Below are 22,187 nucleotides of genomic sequence, written 5' to 3'. Positions count from 1 at the left end.
TATCAAAACTCGTCGCCGCCCATGCCTATTACACCGATTGCCAGCCGTCCCCACGACCACTCTCATTGCGTGCACAGCGCACTGACCGAGGCCGATACCTTGTGCGCCCAGAAAGGCCTGCGCCTGACTGCGCTGCGCCGGCGGGTGCTGGAACTGGTGTGGCAGAGCCACAAGCCGCTGGGCGCCTACGACATTCTCGCGGTGCTGAGTGAGCAAGACGGCCGCCGTGCCGCGCCGCCGACCGTGTACCGCGCGCTGGATTTCCTTCTGGAAAACGGCCTGGTGCACCGCATTTCTTCGCTCAACGCCTTCGTCGGTTGCGTGCATCCCGAGCATGCGCATCAGGGCCAGTTCCTGATCTGCCGCGAGTGCCACGCCGCCATCGAGCTGGAACAGAAAGCCATCAGCGACGCGATCATCCACAGCGCCAGGGATGTCGGTTTCATCGTCGAAGCGCAGACCGTCGAAGTGGTCGGCCTGTGCTCCGGTTGCCAGGGGGCCTGATGAGCAACCCGTTGATCCGTCTTCAGCAGGTCGCAGTCACCTTTGCCGGGCAGACCGTGCTGGACAACATCGAGCTGAGCGTCGAGCCGGGACAGATCGTCACCCTGATCGGCCCCAACGGCGCCGGCAAGACCACCCTGGTGCGCGCCGTGCTCGGGCTGTTGAAGCCGGACAGCGGCAGCGTCTGGCGCAAGCCGAAACTGCGCGTCGGCTACATGCCGCAAAAGCTGCATGTCGATCCGACCTTGCCGCTGTCGGTGCTGCGTTTCCTGCGTCTGGTGCCTGGCGTTGATCGTCCGCGTGCGTTGGCGGCGCTGAAAGAAGTCGGCGCCGAACACGTCATCGACAGCCCGGTGCAAAGTGTTTCCGGTGGCGAAATGCAGCGCGTGCTGCTGGCACGTGCCTTGTTGCGCGAGCCGGAATTGTTGGTGCTCGACGAGCCGGTGCAGGGCGTGGATGTCGCCGGACAGGCCGAGCTGTACAGCCTGATCACCCGCCTGCGCGACCGTCACGGTTGCGGTGTGCTGATGGTGTCCCACGATTTGCATCTGGTGATGAGCACCACCGATCAGGTGGTGTGCCTGAATCGTCACGTCTGCTGCTCCGGGCATCCTGAGCAGGTCAGCGGTGATCCGGCGTTCGTCGAGCTGTTCGGCAAGAACGCGCCGAGTCTGGCGATCTATCACCACCATCACGACCACGCCCACGACCTGCACGGTTCAGTGGTCAAGGCGCCCGCTGCGGGCCACAACCACGTTCACGGAGACCACTGCAAGCATGGCTGATTTTCTGTTGTATGCCCTGCTTGCAGGTCTGGCGCTGGCGCTGGTGGCCGGGCCGTTGGGTTCGTTCGTGGTCTGGCGGCGCATGGCCTATTTCGGCGACACCCTGTCCCACGCCGCATTGCTGGGCGTGGCACTGGGCTTTCTGCTGGATGTCAGCCCGACCGTTGCGGTGACCGTCGGCTGCCTGTTGCTGGCGGTGTTGCTGGTGACCTTGCAACAGCGTCAGCCGCTGGCCTCCGACACGCTGTTGGGAATTCTCGCACCGAGCACGCTCTCTCTCGGGCTGGTGGTACTAAGCTTCATGCATGAAGTGCGGATCGACCTGATGGCCTATCTGTTCGGCGACCTGCTGGCGATCAGCCCGACCGATCTGGCGTGGATCCTCGGCGGCAGCGCGGCGGTGCTGGTGCTGCTGGTGACGCTGTGGCGGCCGCTGCTGGCGATCACCGTGCATGAGGAATTGGCCAGGGTCGAAGGCCTGCCAGTAGCGGGCCTGCGCATGGCGCTGATGCTGTTGATTGCGGTGGTGATCGCGGTGGCGATGAAAATCGTCGGTGTATTGCTGATTACTTCGCTGCTGATCATCCCGGCGGCTGCGGCACAACGTCACGCCCGCTCGCCGGAGCAGATGGCCGTGGGCGCGAGCCTGCTGGGCATGCTCGCCGTGTGTGGCGGGCTGGCGCTGTCATGGTTCAAGGATACCCCGGCGGGGCCGTCGATCGTGGTGACGGCGGCCGCACTGTTTCTGCTGAGTTTTGTTCTGCCCCGTCGAGGGGTGTAGACTTGCTCGCTTTTTGCGCAATTAGAGAGTCGCAGGAATGAAGCCGTTCGCCTCCCGTTATCTGCTCCTTGTCGCATTTTCCGTGCTGCTGGGCGCCTGCCAAAGTACGCCGCCGGTGGCCGAAGCCCCCGACGCGCGGGCCACGGCCATCGCACAGCTGGAGCAAAGCCTGGCCAGCAGCGAACTGGCCACCGCCGAAGACCAGTTGGCGGCCTTGCAGACAGAAACGCCCAACGATCAATCCCTCGAGCAATACCAGCGCCAGTTGGCCGAAGCCTACCTGCGCCGCAGCCAGATCGTATTGCAGAAAGGTGATGTGAACGCTGCTGCCACCGCGCTGAGCCGTGCCCGCGCCCTGATGCCCAAAGCCCCGGCATTGACCGGTGGCGTCAACGGCGCCATCACCGAAGCACGCAAAGCCGAGCTGGAGAAAGCCGAAGCCGCGCTGCTGGCAGCTGAAGCCAAGCCGAAAGCCAAGGTCATCGACCCGACGGCGGAAAGCACCACGGTTGCACTGAACATCAACGATAGCCGCAAACTTCGCCGCCAACTGGATGCGATCGCCGCCGATGTGGTGAATTATGAGTGCGCGGTGAGCATTCAGGCGCCGCGCACCCAGGATTATCCATGGCTGGCGACGTTGCTGAAAAAACGTGTGAATAAACTCAATCCGGATTTCGAGCTGAAGATTGAAAAACAGATCCTGCGCACCGTGCCGGCGCAGATGGTCTTGATTCCGCGTAAACCCTGAAAAGCATCGCGAGCAGGCTCACTCCTACAAGGGATCTCTGGTAACACAGATTCTGTGTCAGACCGAAATCAAATTGTAGGAGTGAGCCTGCTCGCGATAGCGTCCCTTCAATCAACGAATGGCGTTAGGCCGGAATGGCCTTGGCCTTAGGCTCCCGCGCCCAGACCCGATGCTGCCCGATCGCCGCGAAGAACGGCTTGGTCAACCCCGGCACATCCTTGCCCTGCAGCAACCCGTCATCCGCCTCGAGCTTGAGCAGATCCTGCAACTGCTTGGCATCGCCGTGCAGCGCAATCGCCTTCAGGTGTTTGTAGGCTTCCAGAAGGTAATGCAGCGCCACGCCATCAGCGCTCAACGCCTTGATCGACGCCGCGCCACCGGGCACGAACACCGCATCGAAGATCACTGAAGGCATGCCTTCCATCGATGCGTCCACGGGCAGGGCTTTGCCGTCGGCAGTCTTCACCGGTGCCGAGGTCGGGCCGAGCAGCTTGGCGTGCGCACCTTGTGCAGCCAAGGCCTTCTTCATCGCATCAATCGCTGCACCATCGACGCCGTTAGCGGCAAGAATCGCCACTTTGCGGGTTTTGATGTCCTCTGGCAGCAGATTCGCCTGACTCAGCGCTGGCGAATGATCGAACGAGGTTTTACGCACCTCAACCGTGCCTTTGCTTGGCGCTGGCAATCCGAGGTTGGCCGCCACACGTTTGGCCAATTCCAGGTCAATGTTGGCGAGAATCTCGTTCACCTGCCGTGCACGGATGAACTCGCGTTCCACCTTGCCCAGCTCGAAGCTGTAGGCAGCGATGATGTGCTCCTTCTCGTGCGGGCTCATGCTGTTGAAGAACAGCCGCGCCTGGGAGAAGTGGTCGCTGAACGACTCGCTGCGCTGGCGGATCTTGTTCGCATCGATGCGTTCCGGGTAGCTCTCGAAGCCGCCGTCTTTAGCCGCCGGCGGGGTTTCCTTCGGCCAGCCGCCATCGATCGAGTTTGGCTCATAAGACGCGCGACCCTTGTCGATCACCGTGCGGTGCTGCGCATCGCGCTGACCGTTGTGGAACGGAGCCACCGGGCGGTTGATCGGCAGCTCATGAAAGTTCGGCCCACCGAGTCGGCTGATTTGCGTATCGGTGTAAGAAAACAGCCGGCCTTGCAGCAGCGGGTCATTGGAGAAGTCGATGCCGGGCACGATGTGGCCCGGGCAGAACGCGACCTGCTCGGTCTCAGCGAAGAAGTTGTCCGGATTGCGGTTCAGGGTCATTTTGCCCAGCGGAGTGATCGGCACGATTTCTTCGGGGATCAGCTTGGTCGGGTCGAGGATGTCGAAATCGAAGTCGTGCTCGTTTTCCTCTTCGATGATCTGCACGCCCAGTTCCCATTCCGGGTAGTCGCCCATCTCGATGGCTTCCCAGAGGTCGCGACGATGATAGTCGGTGTCTTTACCGGCGAGCTTCTGCGCCTCGTCCCACACCAGCGAGCAGGTGCCGGCAGTCGGGCGCCAGTGGAATTTGACGAAGCGCGATTTGCCCTCGGCGTTGATCAGACGGAAGGTGTGCACGCCGAAGCCCTGCATGCTGCGCAGGCTTTTCGGGATCGCCCGGTCGGACATGGCCCAGATCACCATGTGCGCCGATTCCGGCACCAGCGAGACGAAGTCCCAGAAGGTGTCGTGGGCCGAGCCGCCGGTTGGGATCTCATTGTGCGGCTCGGGCTTCACCGCGTGGACAAAGTCGGGGAACTTGATCGCGTCCTGGATGAAGAACACTGGCATGTTGTTGCCGACCAGATCGAAGTTGCCCTCGTCGGTGAAGAACTTCACCGCGAAACCGCGCACGTCGCGCACGGTGTCACCGGAACCGCGTGGCCCCTGCACCGTGGAAAAACGCACGAATACCGGGGTCTTTTTCCCCGGGTCTTGCAGGAAGCCGGCCTTGGTCAGTGTCGAATGGTTCTCGTAGGCCTGGAAGAAACCATGGGCGCCGGTGCCGCGCGCGTGAACGATGCGCTCCGGAATGCGTTCGTGGTCAAAGTGCGTGATTTTTTCACGCATGATGAAGTCTTCCAGCAACGACGGCCCGCGCGGGCCGGCCTTGAGCGTGTTCTGGTTATCGGCGACCTTTACCCCTTGGTTGGTGCGCAGGGCCTGGCCGGTAGCGTCGGAGCGAAATTTCTCCAGGCTGTCGAGTTTGGCGTTGGTGTTGGCGCGATCCTTGGTATCGGTTCCGGCCAGCTGGCTTTTGTCGGTCGTAGGTTTCTTGCTGCTCATCAGACGTAAACTCCTCGGTTGACCCCGTTTCAACGGGGACTCTTGAGCGTTTCCGGGCACGGTTACCCGGGGTTTCAAGTCGCTTAACTAGTGACCAATGAGCGGGAACGGGCGTTCCTTTTTTATGACCTTTGATCTTGTTATTGCCAAATCGAAGGTTAATTGCGAAATAAATGCTAAGAACCTCTATACGGACAGGCTAAAATGCGCGCCCGGCTAACCGCTGATCCTTTTCTAACGCGCCCCACAAGGTTCGCTACGTGATCGAGTTTCAAAACGTCCACAAAACTTACCGCGTCGCCGGTAAGGACATCCCCGCCCTGCACCCGACCAGTCTTTCGATTGAAAACGGTCAGGTCTTCGGCCTGATCGGCCATTCCGGTGCGGGAAAAAGTACCCTGCTGCGTCTGATCAATCGCCTGGAAGATTCCAGCGGCGGCAAGATCATCGTCGACAGCGAAGAAGTCACCGCGCTGGACGCCAACGGCCTGCGTCGTTTCCGCCAGCAGGTCGGGATGATCTTCCAGCACTTCAACCTGCTCGCCTCCAAGACCGTGGCCGACAACGTCGCGCTGCCGCTGACCCTGGCCGGCGAACTGTCGAGCAGCGAGATCAATCAGCGCGTCGCCGAGCTGCTGGCGCGGGTCGGTCTGTCCGATCACGCAAAAAAGTACCCGGCACAATTGTCCGGCGGCCAGAAACAGCGCGTCGGCATCGCCCGCGCCCTGGCGACCAAGCCGAAGATCCTGCTGTGCGACGAGGCCACCAGCGCCCTCGACCCGCAGACCACTGCCTCGGTCCTGCAACTGCTGGCCGAGATCAACCGTGAACTGAAGCTGACCATCGTCCTGATTACCCACGAGATGGACGTGATCCGTCGCGTCTGCGACCAAGTAGCAGTGATGGACGCCGGGGTGATCGTCGAGCAAGGCTCGGTGGCCGATGTGTTCCTGCATCCGCAGCACCCGACCACCAAGCGTTTCGTCCAGGAAAGCGAGCAGATCGACGAAAGCGAACAGCGCGACGACTTCGCTCACGTGCCGGGTCGCATTGTGCGTCTGACCTTCCAGGGCGAAGCGACCTACGCGCCGTTGCTCGGTACTGTCGCCCGGGAAACCGGGGTCGACTACAGCATCCTCGCCGGTCGCATCGACCGCATCAAAGACATTCCTTACGGGCAGTTGACCCTCGCCGTCACCGGTGGCGACATGGAAGCGGCGTTCGCCCGCTTCACCGCCGCTGACGTTCACATGGAGGTGCTGCGTTAATGGAAATGCTCAAGGCTTTCTTCGAAAACATCGATTGGCTGGAAATCTGGCTGGCCACCGGCGACACCATGCTGATGCTCGGCGGTTCGCTGCTGTTCACCGTGCTGCTCGGCCTGCCGCTGGGCGTGCTGCTGTTTCTCTGCAGCCCGCGTCAGTTGCTGGAAAGCCGCGGCCTGTACGCAATCATGTCGCTGGCGGTGAACATTCTGCGCTCGCTGCCGTTCATCATTCTGCTGATCGTGATGATCCCGTTCACCGTGCTGATCACCGGCACCTCGCTGGGCGTGGCCGGTGCGATTCCGCCGCTGGTGGTGGGTGCGACACCGTTCTTCGCGCGTCTGGTGGAAACTGCGCTGCGTGAAGTCGATCGCGGCATCATTGAAGCCACCCAGTCGATGGGCGCAACCACCCGGCAGATCATCATGAACGCCTTGCTGCCGGAGGCCCGTCCGGGCATCTTCGCAGCGATTACGGTGACGGCGATTACGCTTGTGTCCTACACGGCGATGGCCGGTGTGGTCGGCGCCGGTGGTCTAGGTGACCTGGCGATCCGCTTCGGCTACCAGCGTTTCCAGACTGACGTGATGATCGTCACCGTGGTATTGCTGCTGATTCTGGTGCAAGTGCTGCAAATGGTGGGCGACCGTCTGGTCGTGCATTTCTCGCGCAAATAACCGGTTTTTGTAATCAAGAGATGAGCCGGCCATTCGCTGGCAGGCGCCACACGGGCGCCTCATAAGGAGTTAGCTGAATGAAAAAACTGATCGCTGCTTTCGCTGCCGTAGCCGCTTTTTCGGCCCACGCTGAAACCCTGACTGTCGCCGCCACTCCGGTGCCGCACGCGGAAATCCTCGAATTCGTGAAGCCGGCCCTGGCCAAAGAAGGCGTGGATCTGAAGGTCAAGGTCTTCACCGACTACATTCAGCCGAACGTGCAGGTGGCTGAAAAGCGCCTGGACGCCAACTTCTTCCAGCACCAGCCGTACCTCGATGAGTTCAACAAGGCCAAGGGCACCAGCCTGGTCGCGGTGACTGGCGTGCATCTGGAGCCACTGGGCGCGTACTCGAACAAGTACAAGAAGCTTGAAGATCTGCCAAGCGGCGCCAACGTGGTGATCCCCAACGACGCCACCAACGGCGGCCGTGCACTGTTGCTGCTGGCCAAGGCCGGCCTGATCACCCTGAAGGATCCGACCAACATTCTGTCGACCCCGAAAGACATCGCGCAGAACCCGAAAGACCTGAAAATCCGTGAGCTGGAAGCCGCGACCATCCCGCGCGTGCTGACCCAGGTTGATCTGGCGCTGATCAACACCAACTACGCGCTGGAAGCCAAACTCGACCCGTCCAAGGATGCGCTGGTGATCGAAGGCAATGACTCGCCGTACGTCAACATCCTGGTGTCCCGTGCGGACAACAAGGACAGCGACGCGATGCAGAAACTGGCGGCTGCGCTGCACAGCCCGGAAGTGAAGAAATTCATCACCGAGAAGTACAAAGGCGCGGTGTTGCCGGCGTTCTGATACAGATAGCTGCAATGAAAAGGGGGACGCCAATGGCGTCCCCTTTTTTTGTGGCCGAGTGTTCGGTTTTGGACCTGCTGTGTATTCGCCCCTCACCCCAGCCCTCTCCCGGAGGGAGAGGGAGCCGACCGAGGTGTCTTGCGTTGTAAATCGACCTGAAAGATTGGGTCGATTATGGATTCGGCAAAGGACTTACAGGTCGGCGTATTTCGTCAGCATCCCTCGGTCAGTCCCCTCTCCCTCCGGGAGAGGGTTAGGGTGAGGGGTGGCTTTTGATCTTGGCTATTTACGGTTGAGCATTACTGGCAGCTGCGCCACCAGTTTGGCGTTGTTCAGCGGCGCACGGATGAAGCCGCGTTGCGTGCCGTCCGGGCCGATCACCGCCAGGTTGCCACTGTGATCCACCGTGTAATTCGGCTTGCTGGTATCGGCCGGTATGAACGGAATACTCACCGCATTCGCGACTTTCTGCAGCTCTTCGATCGACTTCGGTGTCAGGCCCACGAACTGCGGATCGAAGTAGCCCAGGTACTGTTTCAACTGCTGCGGGGTGTCGCGGTTCGGGTCGACGCTGACCAGCACGATCTGCAGTTTATCCACAGCATCCTTGGGCAACTCGCTCTTGATCTGGCGCAGTTGGGCGAGGGTGGTCGGGCAGATGTCCGGGCAGAAGGTGTAGCCGAAGAACAGCAGGCTCCACTTGCCTTTCAACTCGTCGATGGCGACCGGTTGGCCGTCCTGATTGGTCATGGTCACGCCGGGCAACGTGCGGCTCTGCGGCAGCAGGATGATACCGGCGTCGATCAGCGCGGTGGGGTCGCCTTGGCCCTTGCCACTCAGCACTTTGTTGACGGTCAGTCCCAGGATCAGCGCGATCACGGCGACGAGGATGAAGACGGTTTTCTGGGTTCGAGTCATAGGTTCAACAGTAAGTAGTGGTCTACGAGCAGGGCGATGAACAACAGGAACAAGTAATAAATAGAGTACTTGAAGGTGTTGATCGCCGCGTGCGGCCGAGTGCCACGGTACAGCACCACGGCCCATTGCAGAAACCTTGCGCCCAGCGCGAGGGCGCAGATCAGGTAGAGCACGCCGCTCATGTGGATCACGTACGGCAGCAGACTCACCGCGAGCAGGGCGAAGGTGTACAGCAGAATGTGCACCTTGGTGTAGTGCTCGCCGTGGGTCACCGGCAGCATCGGGATGTCGGCCTTGGCGTATTCCTCCTTGCGATGAATCGCCAGTGCCCAGAAGTGCGGTGGGGTCCAGGCGAAGATGATCAGCACCAGCAGCAACGGTTCGGCGCTGACATGGCCGGTGGCGGCGGTCCAGCCGAGCAGCGGTGGCGCCGCGCCGGCGAGGCCGCCGATGACGATGTTCTGCGGCGTCGCGCGTTTGAGGAAACCGGTGTAGATCACCGCGTAACCCAGCAGCGAAGCCAGTGTCAGCCATGCCGTCAGCGGATTGGTGAAGGTCAGCAGCATCGCCTGCCCGAGCAGCGCCAGCACCAGCGCAAAGGTCAGCGCCGCTGCCGGCGAAACCCGGCCCTCGGCCAATGGCCGTTTGTGCGTGCGCGCCATCACCGCATCGATGCGCCGGTCGACCACATGGTTGACCGCCGCCGCGCCGCCGGCACACAACGCAATCCCCAGATTGCCGAACACCAGCACCGTCCACGGCACCCCGGCGCGGGTCGCGAGGAACATGCCGACCAGCGAGGTGATCAGCATCAGCACCACCACTTTCGGCTTGGTCAGCTCCAGATAGTCACGCCACAGCGCTTGCGCGGGACGTTCGCCGATCAGAAGCGCCATGGCGTTTCTCCTTTAATGGTGATGAGCGCCGCCACGTGTTTACGCGGGCTGAGGTGCCAGCGCGCAAGCACCGGCTGTTTGACCCGGACCAGACTGGTGCGCGCGTGGTAATTGACCAGCACCATGGTCAGCAGTAGCGCGGCGCCACCGGCGTTGTGGGCCACGGCCACCGGCAGCGGCAGATGGAACAACACGTTGCTGATGCCGAGGGTGATTTGTGCGCCAAGGGCAATGACGACTAGCCCGGCCAAACGCGTCATGCCGACAGCCCTGAGTTGCCAGGCCAGACCGAGCAGGACGATCGTCACCAGCAGCGCACCGATACGGTGAGTCAGGTGAATCGCCGTGCGCGCGTCGCTGTCGAGCTGACCGCCGAGGTAATTGGGGCCGATGTGCTGGGTCAGGTGAAAGCCGTTGGCGAAGTCCGCCGGTGGCAGCCATTGACCGTGGCAGGTCGGGAAGTCGATGCAGGCCACCGCCGCGTAGTTGGAGCTGACCCAACCACCCAGTGCGATCTGGCCGATCACCAGTAACAGTCCCGCCGTTGCCCAATACTGCAAGCGCTTGGGCACGGTCAGCGCCGGCAGCACCCCGGACAATCGCAACGTCAGCAAAAACAACAGACTCAAGGTCGCAAAACCGCCGAGCAAATGCCCGGTGACCACCTGCGGCCAGAGCTTGAGCGTCACCGTCCACATACCGAACGCCGCTTGGGCGAACACCACCGCCAGCAGAAACAGCGGCAGCTTCAGCGGCTGTCCCGGGTGACCACGATTGACCCAGGCACGCCCGGCCAGAATCGAAATCAGCAGGCCGAGGGTGCCGGCGAAGTAACGGTGGATCATCTCGTTCCAGCCCTTGTGCGCCACCACCGGCGAGTCGGGGTAATGCAGTTCGGCATGGGCCAGTTGGGCTTCGCTTTTCGGCACGCTGATAAACCCGTAGCAGCCCGGCCAGTCCGGACAGCCGAGGCCGGCATGGGTCAGGCGGGTGTAGGCGCCGAGCAACACGACGATCAGTGCCAGCAGGGTGGCAAACAGCGCGAGGCGAAATCCAGGTTTGGCCATGACGATGCCCTTATCCGATGTTCGACAGTTTCAACAGGTGGCGCAGGTCGTTGAGCAGATCCTTGCCCTTCACGCTCGGGTCGTAGCGCAGCACCAGGTTGCCGTGGGGGTCGATGATCCACAGCTGCGGTGTGGCCTTGTCGCCGGTGGCCTTGCTCAACGCTGCGCTGTCCAGCGGGTAGCGTTGCAGCTGCGGGTATTCGCGGCTCAGCTTGGCTTCGTAGTCGGCGCTCAGCGGTTGGGCAGCGGCGAGGGCGTGGCTGGCGCGACCGGCGTCGCGACCGAGGCCGATCTGGATCTGGCGGGCGAGGTACACCAGTTGCTGACAGTCCACCGCGCAATCCTTCGGCGCGGTCACCAGCATCTGCCAGCGCTGTTCATCGGCCTGCACGCCGAGGTCGGCGCGGGTCTGGCCGTTACCGATCAGTTCGCCGTGATAGCTGCGACCTTCCGGCACCCAGAACTGCAATTTGTACATGCCGGTGGCGAGGATCATCGGGCCGACCACGCCGAGCACAATCAGCAACAGCTGGATCCGCCCGCGACGGCGGGTGGCCGGGGTTTTTGTCTCAGACATGCTGGGTGGATTCATGGCCGTTCCCATGGGTTTTCTCCTTTGCGTTGTGCAAGCCCAAATAGATGTAGAGACCGAGCAGGGCGGTGGCCATGGCGAACCACTGCACGGCGTAACCGAGGTGTTTTTCCGGGCCCATCGCAACTACCGGCCAGTCGGCTTCGTAGCTGGCAGGGCCAGGTTCGGCGCGCAGTTCATAGGCGAAGCCGTCGCGTTCGAGGGTTTTCCACAGCTTGGCCGGCTCGACCGCGGTAATGGTTTGCGGCCAGGTGCTGCTGGCCGGGTCGGCGTGCAACTGGAAGGTTGCGCCGGGGGCGACATAGACCCAGGTGTCCAGGTTGACCGCGTCGGCGGGGGTGGAAAATTTTGGCGTTACCCGGCGATCCGGCCATGGCAGCCAGCCGCGATTGATCAGCAGCCACTGGCCGGTGGTCCGATCCTGAAACGGTTGCAGCAGTTCGATGCCGACCTTGCCGTTGCGCTGACGGTTATCCAGCAACAGGGTGTGGGCGCCATCGAACTGGCCGTACAGGTGCACGCGGCGAAAGGCCGGGTCGGCGCTGTGCAGCAATTCGCTGCTGGCCATCGGCTCGGCGGCGCGGCGCTCGGCGTAACTGGCGAGCAGGGCGGTTTTCTCCGCGCCCCGGCCCAATTGCCAGAAACCCAGCGACACAAGCAGCGGCAGCAACAGCGCCACCACCACGGTCGGTATCACGCCCGGCCGAAAGCGCTTCATGGCCGCGCCACAAAGGCAGTCGTCGCGCTCGCTATACTCAACTGCATCGCCTGTCCCCCGGAGTTCTTCCCATGCTCAAGGCAGCCATTGTCGTGCTGCTGATTGCCACGGTGATCAGCCTGTTCAGCGGCCTGTTTTTCCTGGTCAAGGACGACAGCAGCTCCAATCGCCTGGTGATCGCCTTGAGTGTTCGGGTGGCTCTGGCCGCTGCCACCGTCGGCTTGATTGCCTGGGGCTTCTACAGCGGCCAACTGGTGTCGCACGCGCCTTGGTGATCAGTGCTCAGAGCACATAAACGAAGATGAACAGGCCGATCCACACCACATCAACGAAGTGCCAGTACCAGCTCGCCGCCTCGAAGCCGAACTGATGCTCGGCATCGAAATGCCCCTTCATGATGCGCATCAACATCACGAACAGAATGATCGTGCCGATGGTCACGTGAGCACCGTGGAAACCGGTGAGCATGAAGAACGTCGCACCGTAGATGCCCGAACCCAGAGTCAGGCCCAGTTCGTGGTAGGCGTGCATGTATTCCTCGGCCTGCAAGGCGAGGAAGCCGCAGCCCAATAGAACGGTGATCGCCAGCCAGATTTTCAGTGCGCCGCGATGGCCCTTCTTCAAGGCATGGTGGGCGATGGTGATGGTCACGCTGGAGCTGACCAGCAGGATCGTGTTGATCAGCGGCAGACCCCACGGGCTGATGACTTCCTTGGGTGGCGGGAACAGTTTCGGGTCCGGGGTGTGCAGCAGCGGCCAGGTGAACTGGAAGTTCGGCCAGAGCATGTGGGCAATGCCTTTCGGGCCTTCGCCACCCAGCGCGGGCCCCGAGACGTGGCGCACGTAAAACAGCGCACCGAAGAAGGCGACGAAGAACATCACCTCGGAAAAGATGAACCAGCTCATGCCCCAGCGGAACGAGCGATCGAGCTGCGGGCTGTACAGCCCGGCGCGACTTTCCTTGATCACCGCCCCGAACCAGCCGAACAGCATGTACGCCAGCAACAGCCCGCCAACGAAAAAGATGTATGGGCCGTGGGATTCCGGGCGCGCAGCCTTCAGATCGTTGAACCAGGTCGCCAGGCCGTACACGGTGATGACCATGCCGAACGTGGCGATGATCGGCCATTTGCTCTGGGCCGGGACGTAATAGTGCTCATGAGTTGCCATTTATTGTTCTCCTTATCGGGCACGCTTAACCGCCGGTATTTGCAGCCACCGGAGGATGTCGGGCGGTGATATCGAACAGCGTGTAGGACAGCGTCAGGTGCTTCACGTCCTTGGGCATGTCGCGGTCAACGATGAAACGCACCGGCATCTCGATCTGCTGACCGGGCTGCAGCACCTGCTGGGTAAAGCAAAAGCATTCGGTCTTGTGGAAGTACGCCGCCGCTTCGCTGGGCGCGATGCTCGGCACGGCCTGGGCGCTCATCGGTTTGTCGGTGGGGTTGCGGGCGATGAAGATCATCTCGTTGACCGCGCCGGGGTTGGCAGTCAGCTCGTCGTGCTTGGGGTAAAACTCCCACGGCATGTCGATGTTGTTGGTCGACAGAAACTGCACGCGCACTTGCCGTGAGCTGTCCACCACCTGCTCGCCCTCGTACTGCCCGGCAGTTTTGCCATTGATGCCGAAGGCCTTGCACATCACGTCGTAGATCGGCACCAGGGCGAAGCCGAAGACAAACATGGCGACCACGACCCCGAGCAGGCGGGTGACCAGTTTTTTCAGCGAGATCGAGTCAGCCATGAGTCATGCCTCCCTCGAAGGTGCGAGTGAGCCTTTGTGGCGAGGGAGCTTGCTCCCGCTGGGTTGCGCAGCAGCCCCAAAGATTTTTTGGGCGCTGCGCGCCCAAGCGGGAGCAAGCTCCCTCGCCACAGGGGTCGCGTTAACAGAGGAGCGTTTCATTTCACTTCCGGCGGCGTAGTAAAGGTGTGATACGGCGCCGGTGACGGCACGCTCCACTCCAGACCTTCGGCGCCATCCCACGGTTTGGCCGGGGCTGGCGGGCCGCCGCGAATGGTCTTGATCACGATGAACAGGAAGAAGATTTGCGTGGCGCCGAACATGAACGCGCCGATCGACGAGACCATGTTGAAATCGGCGAACTGCAGGTTGTAGTCCGGGATCCGCCGCGGCATCCCCGCCAGCCCCACGAAGTGCATCGGGAAGAAGGTCATGTTCATGCCGACGAACGACAGCCAGAAGTGCAGCTTGCCGAGGGTTTCGTCGTACATGTGCCCGGTCCACTTCGGCAGCCAGTAATAGGCTGAGGCAAAGATCCCGAAGATCGCTCCCGGCACCAGCACGTAGTGGAAGTGCGCGACCACGAAGTAGGTGTCCTGGTACTGGAAGTCCGCCGGGGCGATGGCCAGCATCAGCCCGGAAAAGCCGCCGATCGAGAACAGGATCACGAACGCCACGGCAAACAGCATCGGCGTCTCGAAGGTCAGCGAGCCTTGCCACATGGTGCTGGCCCAGTTGAACACTTTCACCCCGGTCGGCACGGCGATGAGCATGGTTGCGTACATGAAGAACAACTCGCCCACCAGCGGGATGCCGACCACGAACATGTGGTGCGCCCAGACGATGAACGACAGGAACGCGATGCTCGCCGTGGCGTAGACCATCGAGGTGTAGCCGAACAGCGGCTTGCGCGAGAAGGTCGGGATGATCTGGCTGACGGCGCCGAAGGCCGGCAGGATCATGATGTACACCTCGGGGTGGCCGAAGAACCAGAACACGTGCTGGAACAGCACCGGGTCACCGCCACCGGCGGCGCTGAAGAAACTGGTGCCGAAGTGGATGTCCAACAGCATCATCGTCACGCACCCGGCCAGCACCGGCATCACCGCGATCTGAAGGAACCCGGTCATCACACCGGTCAAGACGAACAGCGGCATTTTCATCAGGGTCATGCCGGGGGCACGCAGGTTGAGGATGGTGGCGATCACGTTGATCGCGCCCATGATCGAACTGATCCCCATCAGGTGGATGGCGAAGATGAAGTAGGTGACGCTTTCCGGCGCGTAGGTGGTGGACAGCGGCGCATAGAACGTCCAGCCGAAGTTCGGCCCGCCACCGGCGGTGAACAGGGTCGAGACCAGCAGCAGGAACGCCGCCGGCAGCAGCCAGAAGCTGAAGTTGTTCATCCGTGGCAGGGCCATGTCCGGCGCGCCGATCATCAACGGGATCATCCAGTTGGCGAGGCCGACGAACGCCGGCATCACCGCGCCGAAGACCATCACCAGGCCGTGCATGGTGGTCATCTGGTTGAAGAACGCCGGTTCGACGATCTGCAGCCCGGGCTGGAACAGCTCGGCGCGGATCACCATGGCAAACGTGCCGCCGAGCAGGAACATGCAGAACGCAAACCACAGGTACAGCGTGCCGATGTCCTTGTGGTTGGTGGTCAGCACCCAGCGCATCAGGCCTTTGGCGGGTCCGTGGGCGTGGTCGGCATGACCGTGGTCATCGATTACAGCGCTCATGGCCGGTCTCCTTTACGTGAGTGGACGGGGCTGGCCGGGGCGCGGTGCCCCGGCCGGTTCACGAAATACGCGATGGACCGGCTCATTTGCTTTCCGCCTGTTTGAGCTCCAGCACTTCTTTTGGCGTGACCATGTCGCCCTTGTTGTTGCCCCAGGCGTTACGTTCGTAGGTCACGACCGCTGCGATATCGACTTCCGACAACTGCTTGCCGAACGCCGCCATGGCGGTGCCGGGCTTGCCGAAATAGACGCGGTGCAGGTGGTCGGCTTTGGGGCCGGTGGCAATCGGCGAGCCTTTGAGCGCCGGGAACATCGGCGGCAGGCCCTGACCTTCAGCCTGGTGACAGGCCACGCAGGTGGTGTGATAGATCTTGTCGCCGCGCTCTTTAAGCTCGTCGAGGGTCCATTCCTTGCTGGTCAGCTCCTTGAGCTGCGCGGCTTCGGCTTTGCGGTCGGCAAGCCATTTGTCGTAGTCGGCCTTCTCTTTGACGTCGACCACGATCGGCATGAAGCCATGATCCTTGCCGCACAACTCGGCGCACTGGCCACGGTAAAGGCCGGGCTTGTCGATGCGGGTCCAGGCTTCATTGACGAATCCCGGGATCGCATCGCGCTTGACCGCGAAGGCCGGTACCCACCATGAGTGAATGACGTCGGCGGAGGTCACGAGGAAGCGCACCTTGGCGCCGACCGGCAGCACCAGCGGCTTGTCGACTTCGAGCAGGTAGTGCTCGCCCTTGGCTTCCTTGTTGTGGATCTGTTCGGCGGGGGTGGCCAGGTTGCTGAAGAATTCGACGTCCTGACCGAGGTATTTGTAGTGCCACTTCCACTGATAACCGGTGATCTGGATATCGATATCCGGCTCACTGGTGTCGTACATGCGGATCAGGGTGGCGGTCGCCGGAACGGCCATCGCCACCAGAATCAGCAGCGGCACGACGGTCCAGAGAATTTCGACGGTGGTGCTTTCGTGGAATTTTGCGGCGACCTGCCCGGTCGAGCGGCGATGCACGATCATCGACCAGAACATGGCGCCGAAGACGATGATCCCGATCACCACACAGATCCAGAAAATGGTCATGTGCAGGTCGAATACTGCGTGACTGATTTCAGTCGCTCCAGGCGCCATATTCACAGTCCAGGCCGCATGGGCCGGGCTGAAAATCGACCACAACAGGAGGCCCATCCAGACGTGTGGATGTCGCATCATTGCGGGTTCCCCTTATCGTTCTTGTTATCCCGTAGGCGCAACGCCTTCGGCAAGGGAGCGGCTGCATCAGACTACGAACTTGAATCGCCGGGCCTTGCTGCGTGGGCAGTCGGGCGTCATCAGCTAACTCCATTCAATGGCGAGTATAGACAGCCATCGGGAATTGCAATGTCGAGGCGTAAATGATCTGAAACAGCCAAGGCTTGCGCTCGAGGGTGCGAATGGAGAAGGATGCAGACGAGTGGCGGCAAACTGATATAACGCAGGTGTATCAAGGATGAAATAATTATGACAAATGCGTCTTAGCATTTTTCGTAAGCCAGCTAAGTTATGTCTTCCCTATTTCATTGCCTTGTTTCCTGGAGTTTTCATGAACACCGCCGCATTGCGCGAGCAGATCCAAAAAGCCCGACAAACCGAAAACGAAACCGGACGGCTCAAGCGCCAGCTGGAAGCCAAACTGCCTCATCTGCATTCGGCCATCCAGTTGCCAGACGCCAACCGCGAAGAAGCGTTGACCAGTTTCGTCACCGCCTACATCGATGAAGTACCAGACATGCTGGACGCAGCCAATGAAGTTGCCAGGGAAGCGGGAATCGAGTCGCAGATCAAACCGGTGCTGAAAATCGCCGAGCAATACTTTCTCCAGCCGCCGGTCGGTCTGGACGGCCTGCTCGACGAAGCTTATCTGGCGCACCGCTTTGTCGAAGAGGTCAACGACCTGTACATCAAACACCTCGGCCAGCCACTGATCCCCTTGGACATGACGGTCGCCAACCTGATTGCTCACCAATTGCTCGGTGAGGAATTTGCCAATCAACTGGACGAAGTGGTGCATCACACCATCGACGAGATGCTCGACGACGAGAGTTTTGCGCTGGAATCGGTTGAGGCCTACCGTGACAAACTGAGCAGCCCGGACACCGGTGCGGCGTGGAAACGCTGGCCGTGCATGGGCCGCCGCCTAGGCGTGGGCCTGGAGCTCGACCAGCCCGCCGCGTAATCCGCGTTCCACACAAATACCTGTGGGAGCTGGCTTGCCAGCGATAGCGGTGGATCAGTCGACATTTTCAGTGACTGAAAGACCGCCATCGCTGGCAAGCCAGCTCCCACAGGGTTTATTTGTGTATGAGGGATTTAGCCAGCCGCACCGATCCCGGTATTAGTCCGAACCCGCCCCTCAAGCCGTCGCTTCAACCCGCGCGACTCAATCAACAGCTTGGACCCCTTCGCCGCATTCGCCCGGCCCCACTCTTCCAGCAACTCCAGACACGAATGGTCGATGTAGCTCAGGTTATTGAGCGGCACATGCACCGTTGTACCCGCTGGAATGCTGCCCAGCACCTGGGTCAGCGCCGGTACCTTGAGAAAGGTCGCCGCGCCCACCAGACGCAACTCCATCTCGCCGTCCTGCGGCAGGTCGATCAGGCTGATTTTCAGGCGCGATGCTTTGAACGCCAGTTTCAACATCGTCAAACCGAAACCGATCAGCACACCGGTCAGCAGGTCGGTGAAGATGATCGCCAGTGCCGTGGCGGCGTAGGTGAACATCGGCATCCGTCCGTAACGGCCCAGGCCGCGAAAGGCTTTCAAGTCCACCAGTTTGAACCCGGTATACACCAGCACCCCCGCCAGACTCGCCACCGGAATGCTTTGCAGCACGCTCGACAGCAACAGCACGAACGCCAGCAGCCACAGACCATGGAAAATCGTCGAGTAGCGGGTGGTCGCACCGGCCTGGACGTTGGCCGAACTGCGCACGATCACCCCGGTCATCGGCAGTGCACCGACGAGACCGCAGAGCATGTTGCCGACGCCTTGTGCCGACAGCTCACGGTCGAAGTCCGAGCGCACACCGCTGTGCATGCGGTCTACAGCCGCTGCAGACAACAGGGTTTCGGCGCTGGCAATGAACGCCACGGCAAAAGCCGCAATCAGCAGGGTTGGATCAGCGAGGCTGAGCAAGTCCGCCGGTTTCAGCCAGTCGATGGCCTCGGCCAGATTCTCCGGCACCTCGACCCGTTTCACCTGCAATGCCAGCAACAGGCTGGCGCCCGTGGCCAGACCGACGCCTAGCAGCGCACCGGGAATGAAGCGCAACGCATGCGGGCGAAACTTCTCCCACAGCCACATCACCGCAATGGTCGCCAGCCCGAGCAAGCCGGCCTGCCAGCCGAACGACGGCAAGGCTTGCGCCACCGCGCCGGGGAACGCCGTGAGGTTATCCAGCCCGGACGGTTGTGGCTTGGCATCAAGCATCACGTGCACTTGCGAGAGCACGATCAGCACACCGATTCCGGCGAGCATGCCGTAGACCACTGCTGGGGCCGTCACTCGAAACCAGCAACCGAGCTTGAGGCGTCCGGCCACCAGTTGCAGGAACCCGGCGAGCAACAGAATCGGCCCGAGCATCTCGATCCCGTGCTGGCGCACCAACTCGAACACCAACACCGCCAGCCCCGCCGCCGGCCCGCTGACCTGCAACGGCGAGCCGGCCAGCCAACCCACCACCAGACCGCCGATGATCCCGGTGATCAGGCCTTTGGCCGGCGGCAACCCTGAAGCAATCGCAATACCCATGCACAACGGCAGGGCGACCAGGAATACAACCACCGAAGCCAGCAGCTCCCGTGGCAGAACCGCTTTCAATTGAGCAGCACGCATGGTGACTCTCCCGAAGCTTTCTTCAGGCATGGCTTCGCCGAACCGCTGAAACAGCGGCCGGCGTCAAACCACGCAGATTTTTAGGAAGATTTAGAAGCGCGCTTTGGGCGTCGCCACCGGAATCGGATGGCTGCCGTCGAGCGGCAGGAAGCGTCCCTGATCCGCGTCGTAAGCTTTGATTTCGCTGGTTTCGATGTTGTAGACCCAGCCATGGATGAACAGTTGACCGTTCGCCATGCGTGAGGCTACCGAAGGATGGGTACGCAAGTGCTGCAATTGGGCTATGACGTTTTCCTCGGTGAGGATCGGCATGCTCTCTTTTTCGTCGGTGCAGTTGCAGTTTTCGTGCACCATGGTTTTTGCCACTTCGGCGTGGCGCAACCAGGCTTTGACCGTTGGCATTTTTTCCAGGCTTTCCGGATTGAGCACTGCGCGCATGGCGCCGCAATCGGAATGGCCGCAGATGATGATGTGTTGCACGCCCAGCGCCAACACCGCGTATTCGATGGCAGTGGAAACGCCGCCGTTCATCTGGCCGTAAGGCGGCACGACGTTGCCGACGTTACGGGTCACGAACAGATCGCCCGGCGAGCTCTGGGTGATCAGTTCGGGCACGATGCGCGAGTCGGCACAGGTGATGAACATCGCCCGTGGCGATTGCGCCGTGGCGAGTTTCTTGAAGAGTTCTTCCTGCTGCGGGAAGACCTCATGATGAAAATGCAAAAAGCCGTCAACGATCGTACGCAACGCTGCATCGGCGGATTCCGCCCCAGGGACGGCTTGCGCCGACGCAGCCAACGGCTGTTTATCCTTGTCACTCATGATTCATCCTCTTTGGCGGATTCGGGGAGTCATTCCCGTGTATTCCGGTGTGAAGCCAGTGGCTGTTTAAAACATCCGGGTCATCCAGACCCGTCAGTCACTCGATGAACAAGGTAGCCGCCGAAACTTAACTCAAACTGAATCGAGCGCTCTAGAACGTGTGTTCCAGGTCACAAAAACGTGACTGGCGTATTTCAACGGAAGGATTCTGACCCTCAACCATAAACTGATTGTCGCTAAATCAACGACATCTGGCGACCCGGTGGACAGAAGGCAGTGCAGTCCAGGTTATAGCCCTCGCGATGGTTGAGGCCGAGCCGTTTGATCGCTTTGGCAAAGCGTTGCGCCAGCAGGTCGGCGAATGGCCCTTCGCCGCGCATCCGCGCACCGAAACGGCTGTCGTAAAGCTCGCCGCCACGGCTCTGGCGGATCAGGCTCAGGACATGGGCCGCGCGCTGCGGATAGTGCGCCTGCAGCCACTCTTCGAACAGCGGCGCCACCTCCAGTGGCAGGCGCAGCATCATGTACGCGGCACTCTGTGCTCCAGCCGCGTGGGCCTCGTTCAGCAGGCTCTCGATTTCACTGTCGTTGATCATCGGAATCATCGGCGAACACAGCACCCCCACGGGAATGCCTGCTTCGCGCATCACCCGGATCGCCCGCAGCCGTGCTTTCGGGGCAGCGGCTCGCGGTTCGAGGATGCGTTTGAGTTCATCGTCCAGCGTGGTCAGGCTGATCATCACCGCCACCAGCCGTTGCTGTGCCAGTTCGGTGAGCAGGTCAAGGTCGCGCAAAATCAGCGAGCCTTTCGTGACGATGGTCACCGGGTGCCGATAGCGCAGCAATACTTCAAGGGTCTGGCGGGTGATCCGGTGTTCACGTTCGATGGGCTGGTACGGGTCAGTGTTGGAGCCAAGGTTGATCGGCGCGCACTGATAACCTTTTTTCCCAAGCTGTTCTTCCAGTACCTGGGCGGCGTTGGTCTTGGCGATCAGCCGGGTTTCGAAATCCAGCCCCGGCGACATGTCCCAATAAGCGTGGCTCGGTCGCGCATAGCAATAGATGCAGCCGTGCTCGCAGCCGCGATAGGGATTGATCGAGCGATCGAAGGGCAGATCCGGCGAGGTGTTGCGGGTGATGATGGTTTTTGCGGTCTCGATCATCACTTCAGTGTTCTGCGTCTCGGGCACTTCCTGATACCAGCCGTCGTCCTCGGCCACCGAACGGTTCGGCGCGAAACGGTTGTGCGGGTTGGTCGCAGTGCCGCGACCGCGAGGAGGCAAGGGCGTGTGCATCGCAAAGGTCCTGATGACTGTATGTGCGTACAGTATCGCTGGCGCGAGCAAACAGCCAGTGCCGTTCGGCGATTCGGGATATGTGAAAAGGGTATCCGGTTTATTGACTACTCCTTTTATTGCAACCCGGAGACACATGTTTCAAGTAGCAGTACAACTTGCAATGTCGTTAGTATTCGCCGTGTTGCACTTCTGCTAATCAATGTTTAAAAGGAATTAAATGTGTCTAACTTTAACCATCGCGGCATCTTTCTACAGAAACTTGGTCCGACTCCGGTTGACCCGGATGAAGTACTGGTGTCCATGCAGTTTGCGCTGAAGCAATCCGGATGGGATGCAGAGAACGCTGTGCCTACCGACTCCCTGCTGGATTCGCGGATTATCATTGCGTCGTCCTATGACGGGGGCAAAACCTTCGACGTGCGCAATGACAAGGATGTCGATGGTGACGGTGATATCGATGCAGATGACAAGGCCAAGTTGCTGGCGCTGGCCAAGGCTTATGTAAGTATCGTTAATCCATAAGCTTACGACTATAAATGCAAAAAGCCCTGCATGATTCACGCATGCAGGGTTTTTTTCGGACAGTGTTTCGTCGATACCGTAGTCAGCATGTCAGCATTTAACTCAGAATTTAAA

At 60.9% G+C, this 22,187-nt stretch carries 23 protein-coding genes; 10 read left to right on the top strand and 13 right to left on the bottom strand.

Annotated elements, in window-relative coordinates:
- Nucleotides 1-21 precede the first annotated feature (21 nt).
- The 4 genes from ACIP8I_RS17160 to ACIP8I_RS17145 are packed head-to-tail and all read left to right on the top strand — an operon-like array spanning nt 22 to nt 2,821.
- Nucleotides 22-504 carry a Fur family transcriptional regulator gene (locus ACIP8I_RS17160; RefSeq protein ID WP_097090199.1) on the top strand — a complete coding sequence of 161 codons (483 nt, stop codon included), beginning with the start codon at nt 22-24 and terminating at the stop codon, nt 502-504.
- On the top strand, nt 504-1,289 hold the full coding sequence (gene znuC, locus ACIP8I_RS17155) for a zinc ABC transporter ATP-binding protein ZnuC (protein ID WP_400762582.1): 786 nt from the start codon (nt 504-506) through the stop codon (nt 1,287-1,289). Before ACIP8I_RS17160 ends, znuC begins: the two co-directional genes overlap by 1 nt.
- Complete coding sequence (gene znuB, locus ACIP8I_RS17150) at nt 1,282-2,070, top strand: zinc ABC transporter permease subunit ZnuB (protein ID WP_007962763.1); 789 nt, start codon at nt 1,282-1,284, stop codon at nt 2,068-2,070. The genes znuC and znuB overlap by 8 nt, the downstream gene beginning before the upstream one ends.
- A gap of 37 nt (nt 2,071-2,107) precedes the next feature.
- Nucleotides 2,108-2,821 carry a PA5502 family lipoprotein gene (locus ACIP8I_RS17145; RefSeq protein WP_400762580.1) on the top strand — a complete coding sequence of 238 codons (714 nt, stop codon included), beginning with the start codon at nt 2,108-2,110 and terminating at the stop codon, nt 2,819-2,821.
- A gap of 124 nt (nt 2,822-2,945) precedes the next feature.
- On the opposite strand, the gene katE is transcribed toward ACIP8I_RS17145, so the two are convergent.
- A complete protein-coding gene (gene katE, locus ACIP8I_RS17140) occupies nt 2,946-5,087 on the bottom strand; it encodes a catalase HPII (protein ID WP_400762578.1) in 2,142 nt (713 codons plus the stop codon).
- A gap of 260 nt (nt 5,088-5,347) precedes the next feature.
- On the opposite strand from katE, the gene ACIP8I_RS17135 reads away from it, so the two are divergent.
- The 3 genes from ACIP8I_RS17135 to ACIP8I_RS17125 all read left to right on the top strand — a co-directional run bounded on the left by ACIP8I_RS17135 (nt 5,348) and on the right by ACIP8I_RS17125 (nt 7,877).
- On the top strand, nt 5,348-6,355 hold the full coding sequence (locus ACIP8I_RS17135; protein ID WP_400762576.1) for a methionine ABC transporter ATP-binding protein: 1,008 nt from the start codon (nt 5,348-5,350) through the stop codon (nt 6,353-6,355).
- Nucleotides 6,355-7,029: a methionine ABC transporter permease gene (locus ACIP8I_RS17130; RefSeq protein ID WP_400762574.1), complete on the top strand. Its 675-nt coding sequence runs from the start codon at nt 6,355-6,357 to the stop codon at nt 7,027-7,029. The genes ACIP8I_RS17135 and ACIP8I_RS17130 overlap by 1 nt, the downstream gene beginning before the upstream one ends.
- A gap of 77 nt (nt 7,030-7,106) precedes the next feature.
- Nucleotides 7,107-7,877: a MetQ/NlpA family ABC transporter substrate-binding protein gene (locus ACIP8I_RS17125; protein ID WP_367082276.1), complete on the top strand. Its 771-nt coding sequence runs from the start codon at nt 7,107-7,109 to the stop codon at nt 7,875-7,877.
- Nucleotides 7,878-8,159: 282 nt separating this feature from the next.
- Here ACIP8I_RS17125 and ACIP8I_RS17120 read toward each other — a convergent pair whose 3' ends face one another.
- The 5 genes from ACIP8I_RS17120 to ACIP8I_RS17100 are packed head-to-tail and all read right to left on the bottom strand — an operon-like array spanning nt 8,160 to nt 12,068.
- The gene (locus ACIP8I_RS17120; protein ID WP_226500689.1) at nt 8,160-8,795 is read right to left on the bottom strand and encodes an SCO family protein; all 636 of its coding nucleotides are present in this window, start codon (nt 8,793-8,795) and stop codon (nt 8,160-8,162) included.
- A complete protein-coding gene (cyoE, locus tag ACIP8I_RS17115; RefSeq protein ID WP_047297465.1) occupies nt 8,792-9,691 on the bottom strand; it encodes a heme o synthase in 900 nt (299 codons plus the stop codon). The genes ACIP8I_RS17120 and cyoE overlap by 4 nt, the downstream gene beginning before the upstream one ends.
- Nucleotides 9,679-10,758, bottom strand: a complete 1,080-nt coding sequence (locus ACIP8I_RS17110; protein ID WP_400762571.1) for a heme A synthase — start codon at nt 10,756-10,758, stop codon at nt 9,679-9,681. Before ACIP8I_RS17110 ends, cyoE begins: the two co-directional genes overlap by 13 nt.
- A gap of 10 nt (nt 10,759-10,768) precedes the next feature.
- Nucleotides 10,769-11,362, bottom strand: coding sequence for a hypothetical protein (locus ACIP8I_RS17105; protein WP_400762569.1), 594 nt, complete (start codon nt 11,360-11,362; stop codon nt 10,769-10,771).
- On the bottom strand, nt 11,328-12,068 hold the full coding sequence (locus tag ACIP8I_RS17100) for an SURF1 family protein (protein WP_400762567.1): 741 nt from the start codon (nt 12,066-12,068) through the stop codon (nt 11,328-11,330). The genes ACIP8I_RS17105 and ACIP8I_RS17100 overlap by 35 nt, the downstream gene beginning before the upstream one ends.
- A 71-nt stretch (nt 12,069-12,139) precedes the next feature.
- Between ACIP8I_RS17100 and ACIP8I_RS17095 the strand changes: the two genes are divergently transcribed.
- Nucleotides 12,140-12,343 carry a twin transmembrane helix small protein gene (locus ACIP8I_RS17095; RefSeq protein ID WP_041073718.1) on the top strand — a complete coding sequence of 68 codons (204 nt, stop codon included), beginning with the start codon at nt 12,140-12,142 and terminating at the stop codon, nt 12,341-12,343.
- 7 nt (nt 12,344-12,350) lie between these two features.
- On the opposite strand, the gene ACIP8I_RS17090 is transcribed toward ACIP8I_RS17095, so the two are convergent.
- From ACIP8I_RS17090 to coxB, 4 genes are all read right to left on the bottom strand, one after another.
- Entirely contained in the window at nt 12,351-13,238 is an 888-nt protein-coding gene (locus ACIP8I_RS17090) for a cytochrome c oxidase subunit 3 (RefSeq protein WP_007962783.1), read from the bottom strand.
- A gap of 25 nt (nt 13,239-13,263) precedes the next feature.
- Nucleotides 13,264-13,815: a cytochrome c oxidase assembly protein gene (locus tag ACIP8I_RS17085; protein ID WP_007962784.1), complete on the bottom strand. Its 552-nt coding sequence runs from the start codon at nt 13,813-13,815 to the stop codon at nt 13,264-13,266.
- 155 nt (nt 13,816-13,970) lie between these two features.
- A complete protein-coding gene (ctaD, locus tag ACIP8I_RS17080; protein WP_400762564.1) occupies nt 13,971-15,557 on the bottom strand; it encodes a cytochrome c oxidase subunit I in 1,587 nt (528 codons plus the stop codon).
- Between the two features lie 82 nt (nt 15,558-15,639).
- Complete coding sequence (gene coxB / locus ACIP8I_RS17075) at nt 15,640-16,767, bottom strand: cytochrome c oxidase subunit II (RefSeq protein ID WP_007962788.1); 1,128 nt, start codon at nt 16,765-16,767, stop codon at nt 15,640-15,642.
- Nucleotides 16,768-17,137: 370 nt separating this feature from the next.
- Between coxB and ACIP8I_RS17070 the strand changes: the two genes are divergently transcribed.
- Nucleotides 17,138-17,770 (top strand): hypothetical protein, encoded by a 633-nt coding sequence (locus tag ACIP8I_RS17070; RefSeq protein WP_400762562.1) that lies wholly within the window; start codon nt 17,138-17,140, stop codon nt 17,768-17,770.
- A gap of 134 nt (nt 17,771-17,904) precedes the next feature.
- Here ACIP8I_RS17070 and ACIP8I_RS17065 read toward each other — a convergent pair whose 3' ends face one another.
- The 3 genes from ACIP8I_RS17065 to ACIP8I_RS17055 form a co-directional block, all read right to left on the bottom strand.
- The gene (locus ACIP8I_RS17065; protein WP_400762560.1) at nt 17,905-19,431 is read right to left on the bottom strand and encodes a SulP family inorganic anion transporter; all 1,527 of its coding nucleotides are present in this window, start codon (nt 19,429-19,431) and stop codon (nt 17,905-17,907) included.
- 90 nt (nt 19,432-19,521) lie between these two features.
- Nucleotides 19,522-20,253, bottom strand: coding sequence for a carbonic anhydrase (locus ACIP8I_RS17060; RefSeq protein WP_007962793.1), 732 nt, complete (start codon nt 20,251-20,253; stop codon nt 19,522-19,524).
- Nucleotides 20,254-20,489: 236 nt separating this feature from the next.
- The gene (locus ACIP8I_RS17055) at nt 20,490-21,548 is read right to left on the bottom strand and encodes a PA0069 family radical SAM protein (protein WP_007962795.1); all 1,059 of its coding nucleotides are present in this window, start codon (nt 21,546-21,548) and stop codon (nt 20,490-20,492) included.
- A gap of 222 nt (nt 21,549-21,770) precedes the next feature.
- On the opposite strand from ACIP8I_RS17055, the gene ACIP8I_RS17050 reads away from it, so the two are divergent.
- The gene (locus tag ACIP8I_RS17050; protein WP_400762558.1) at nt 21,771-22,073 is read left to right on the top strand and encodes a hypothetical protein; all 303 of its coding nucleotides are present in this window, start codon (nt 21,771-21,773) and stop codon (nt 22,071-22,073) included.
- Nucleotides 22,074-22,187: the final 114 nt, after the last annotated feature.

The organism is Pseudomonas sp. NPDC088414, from assembly GCF_044753325.1.
Lineage (GTDB): Bacteria > Pseudomonadota > Gammaproteobacteria > Pseudomonadales > Pseudomonadaceae > Aquipseudomonas.
The sequence above is the reverse complement of the archived record's forward strand: the minus strand, read 5'-3'. Positions and strand labels throughout refer to the sequence as shown.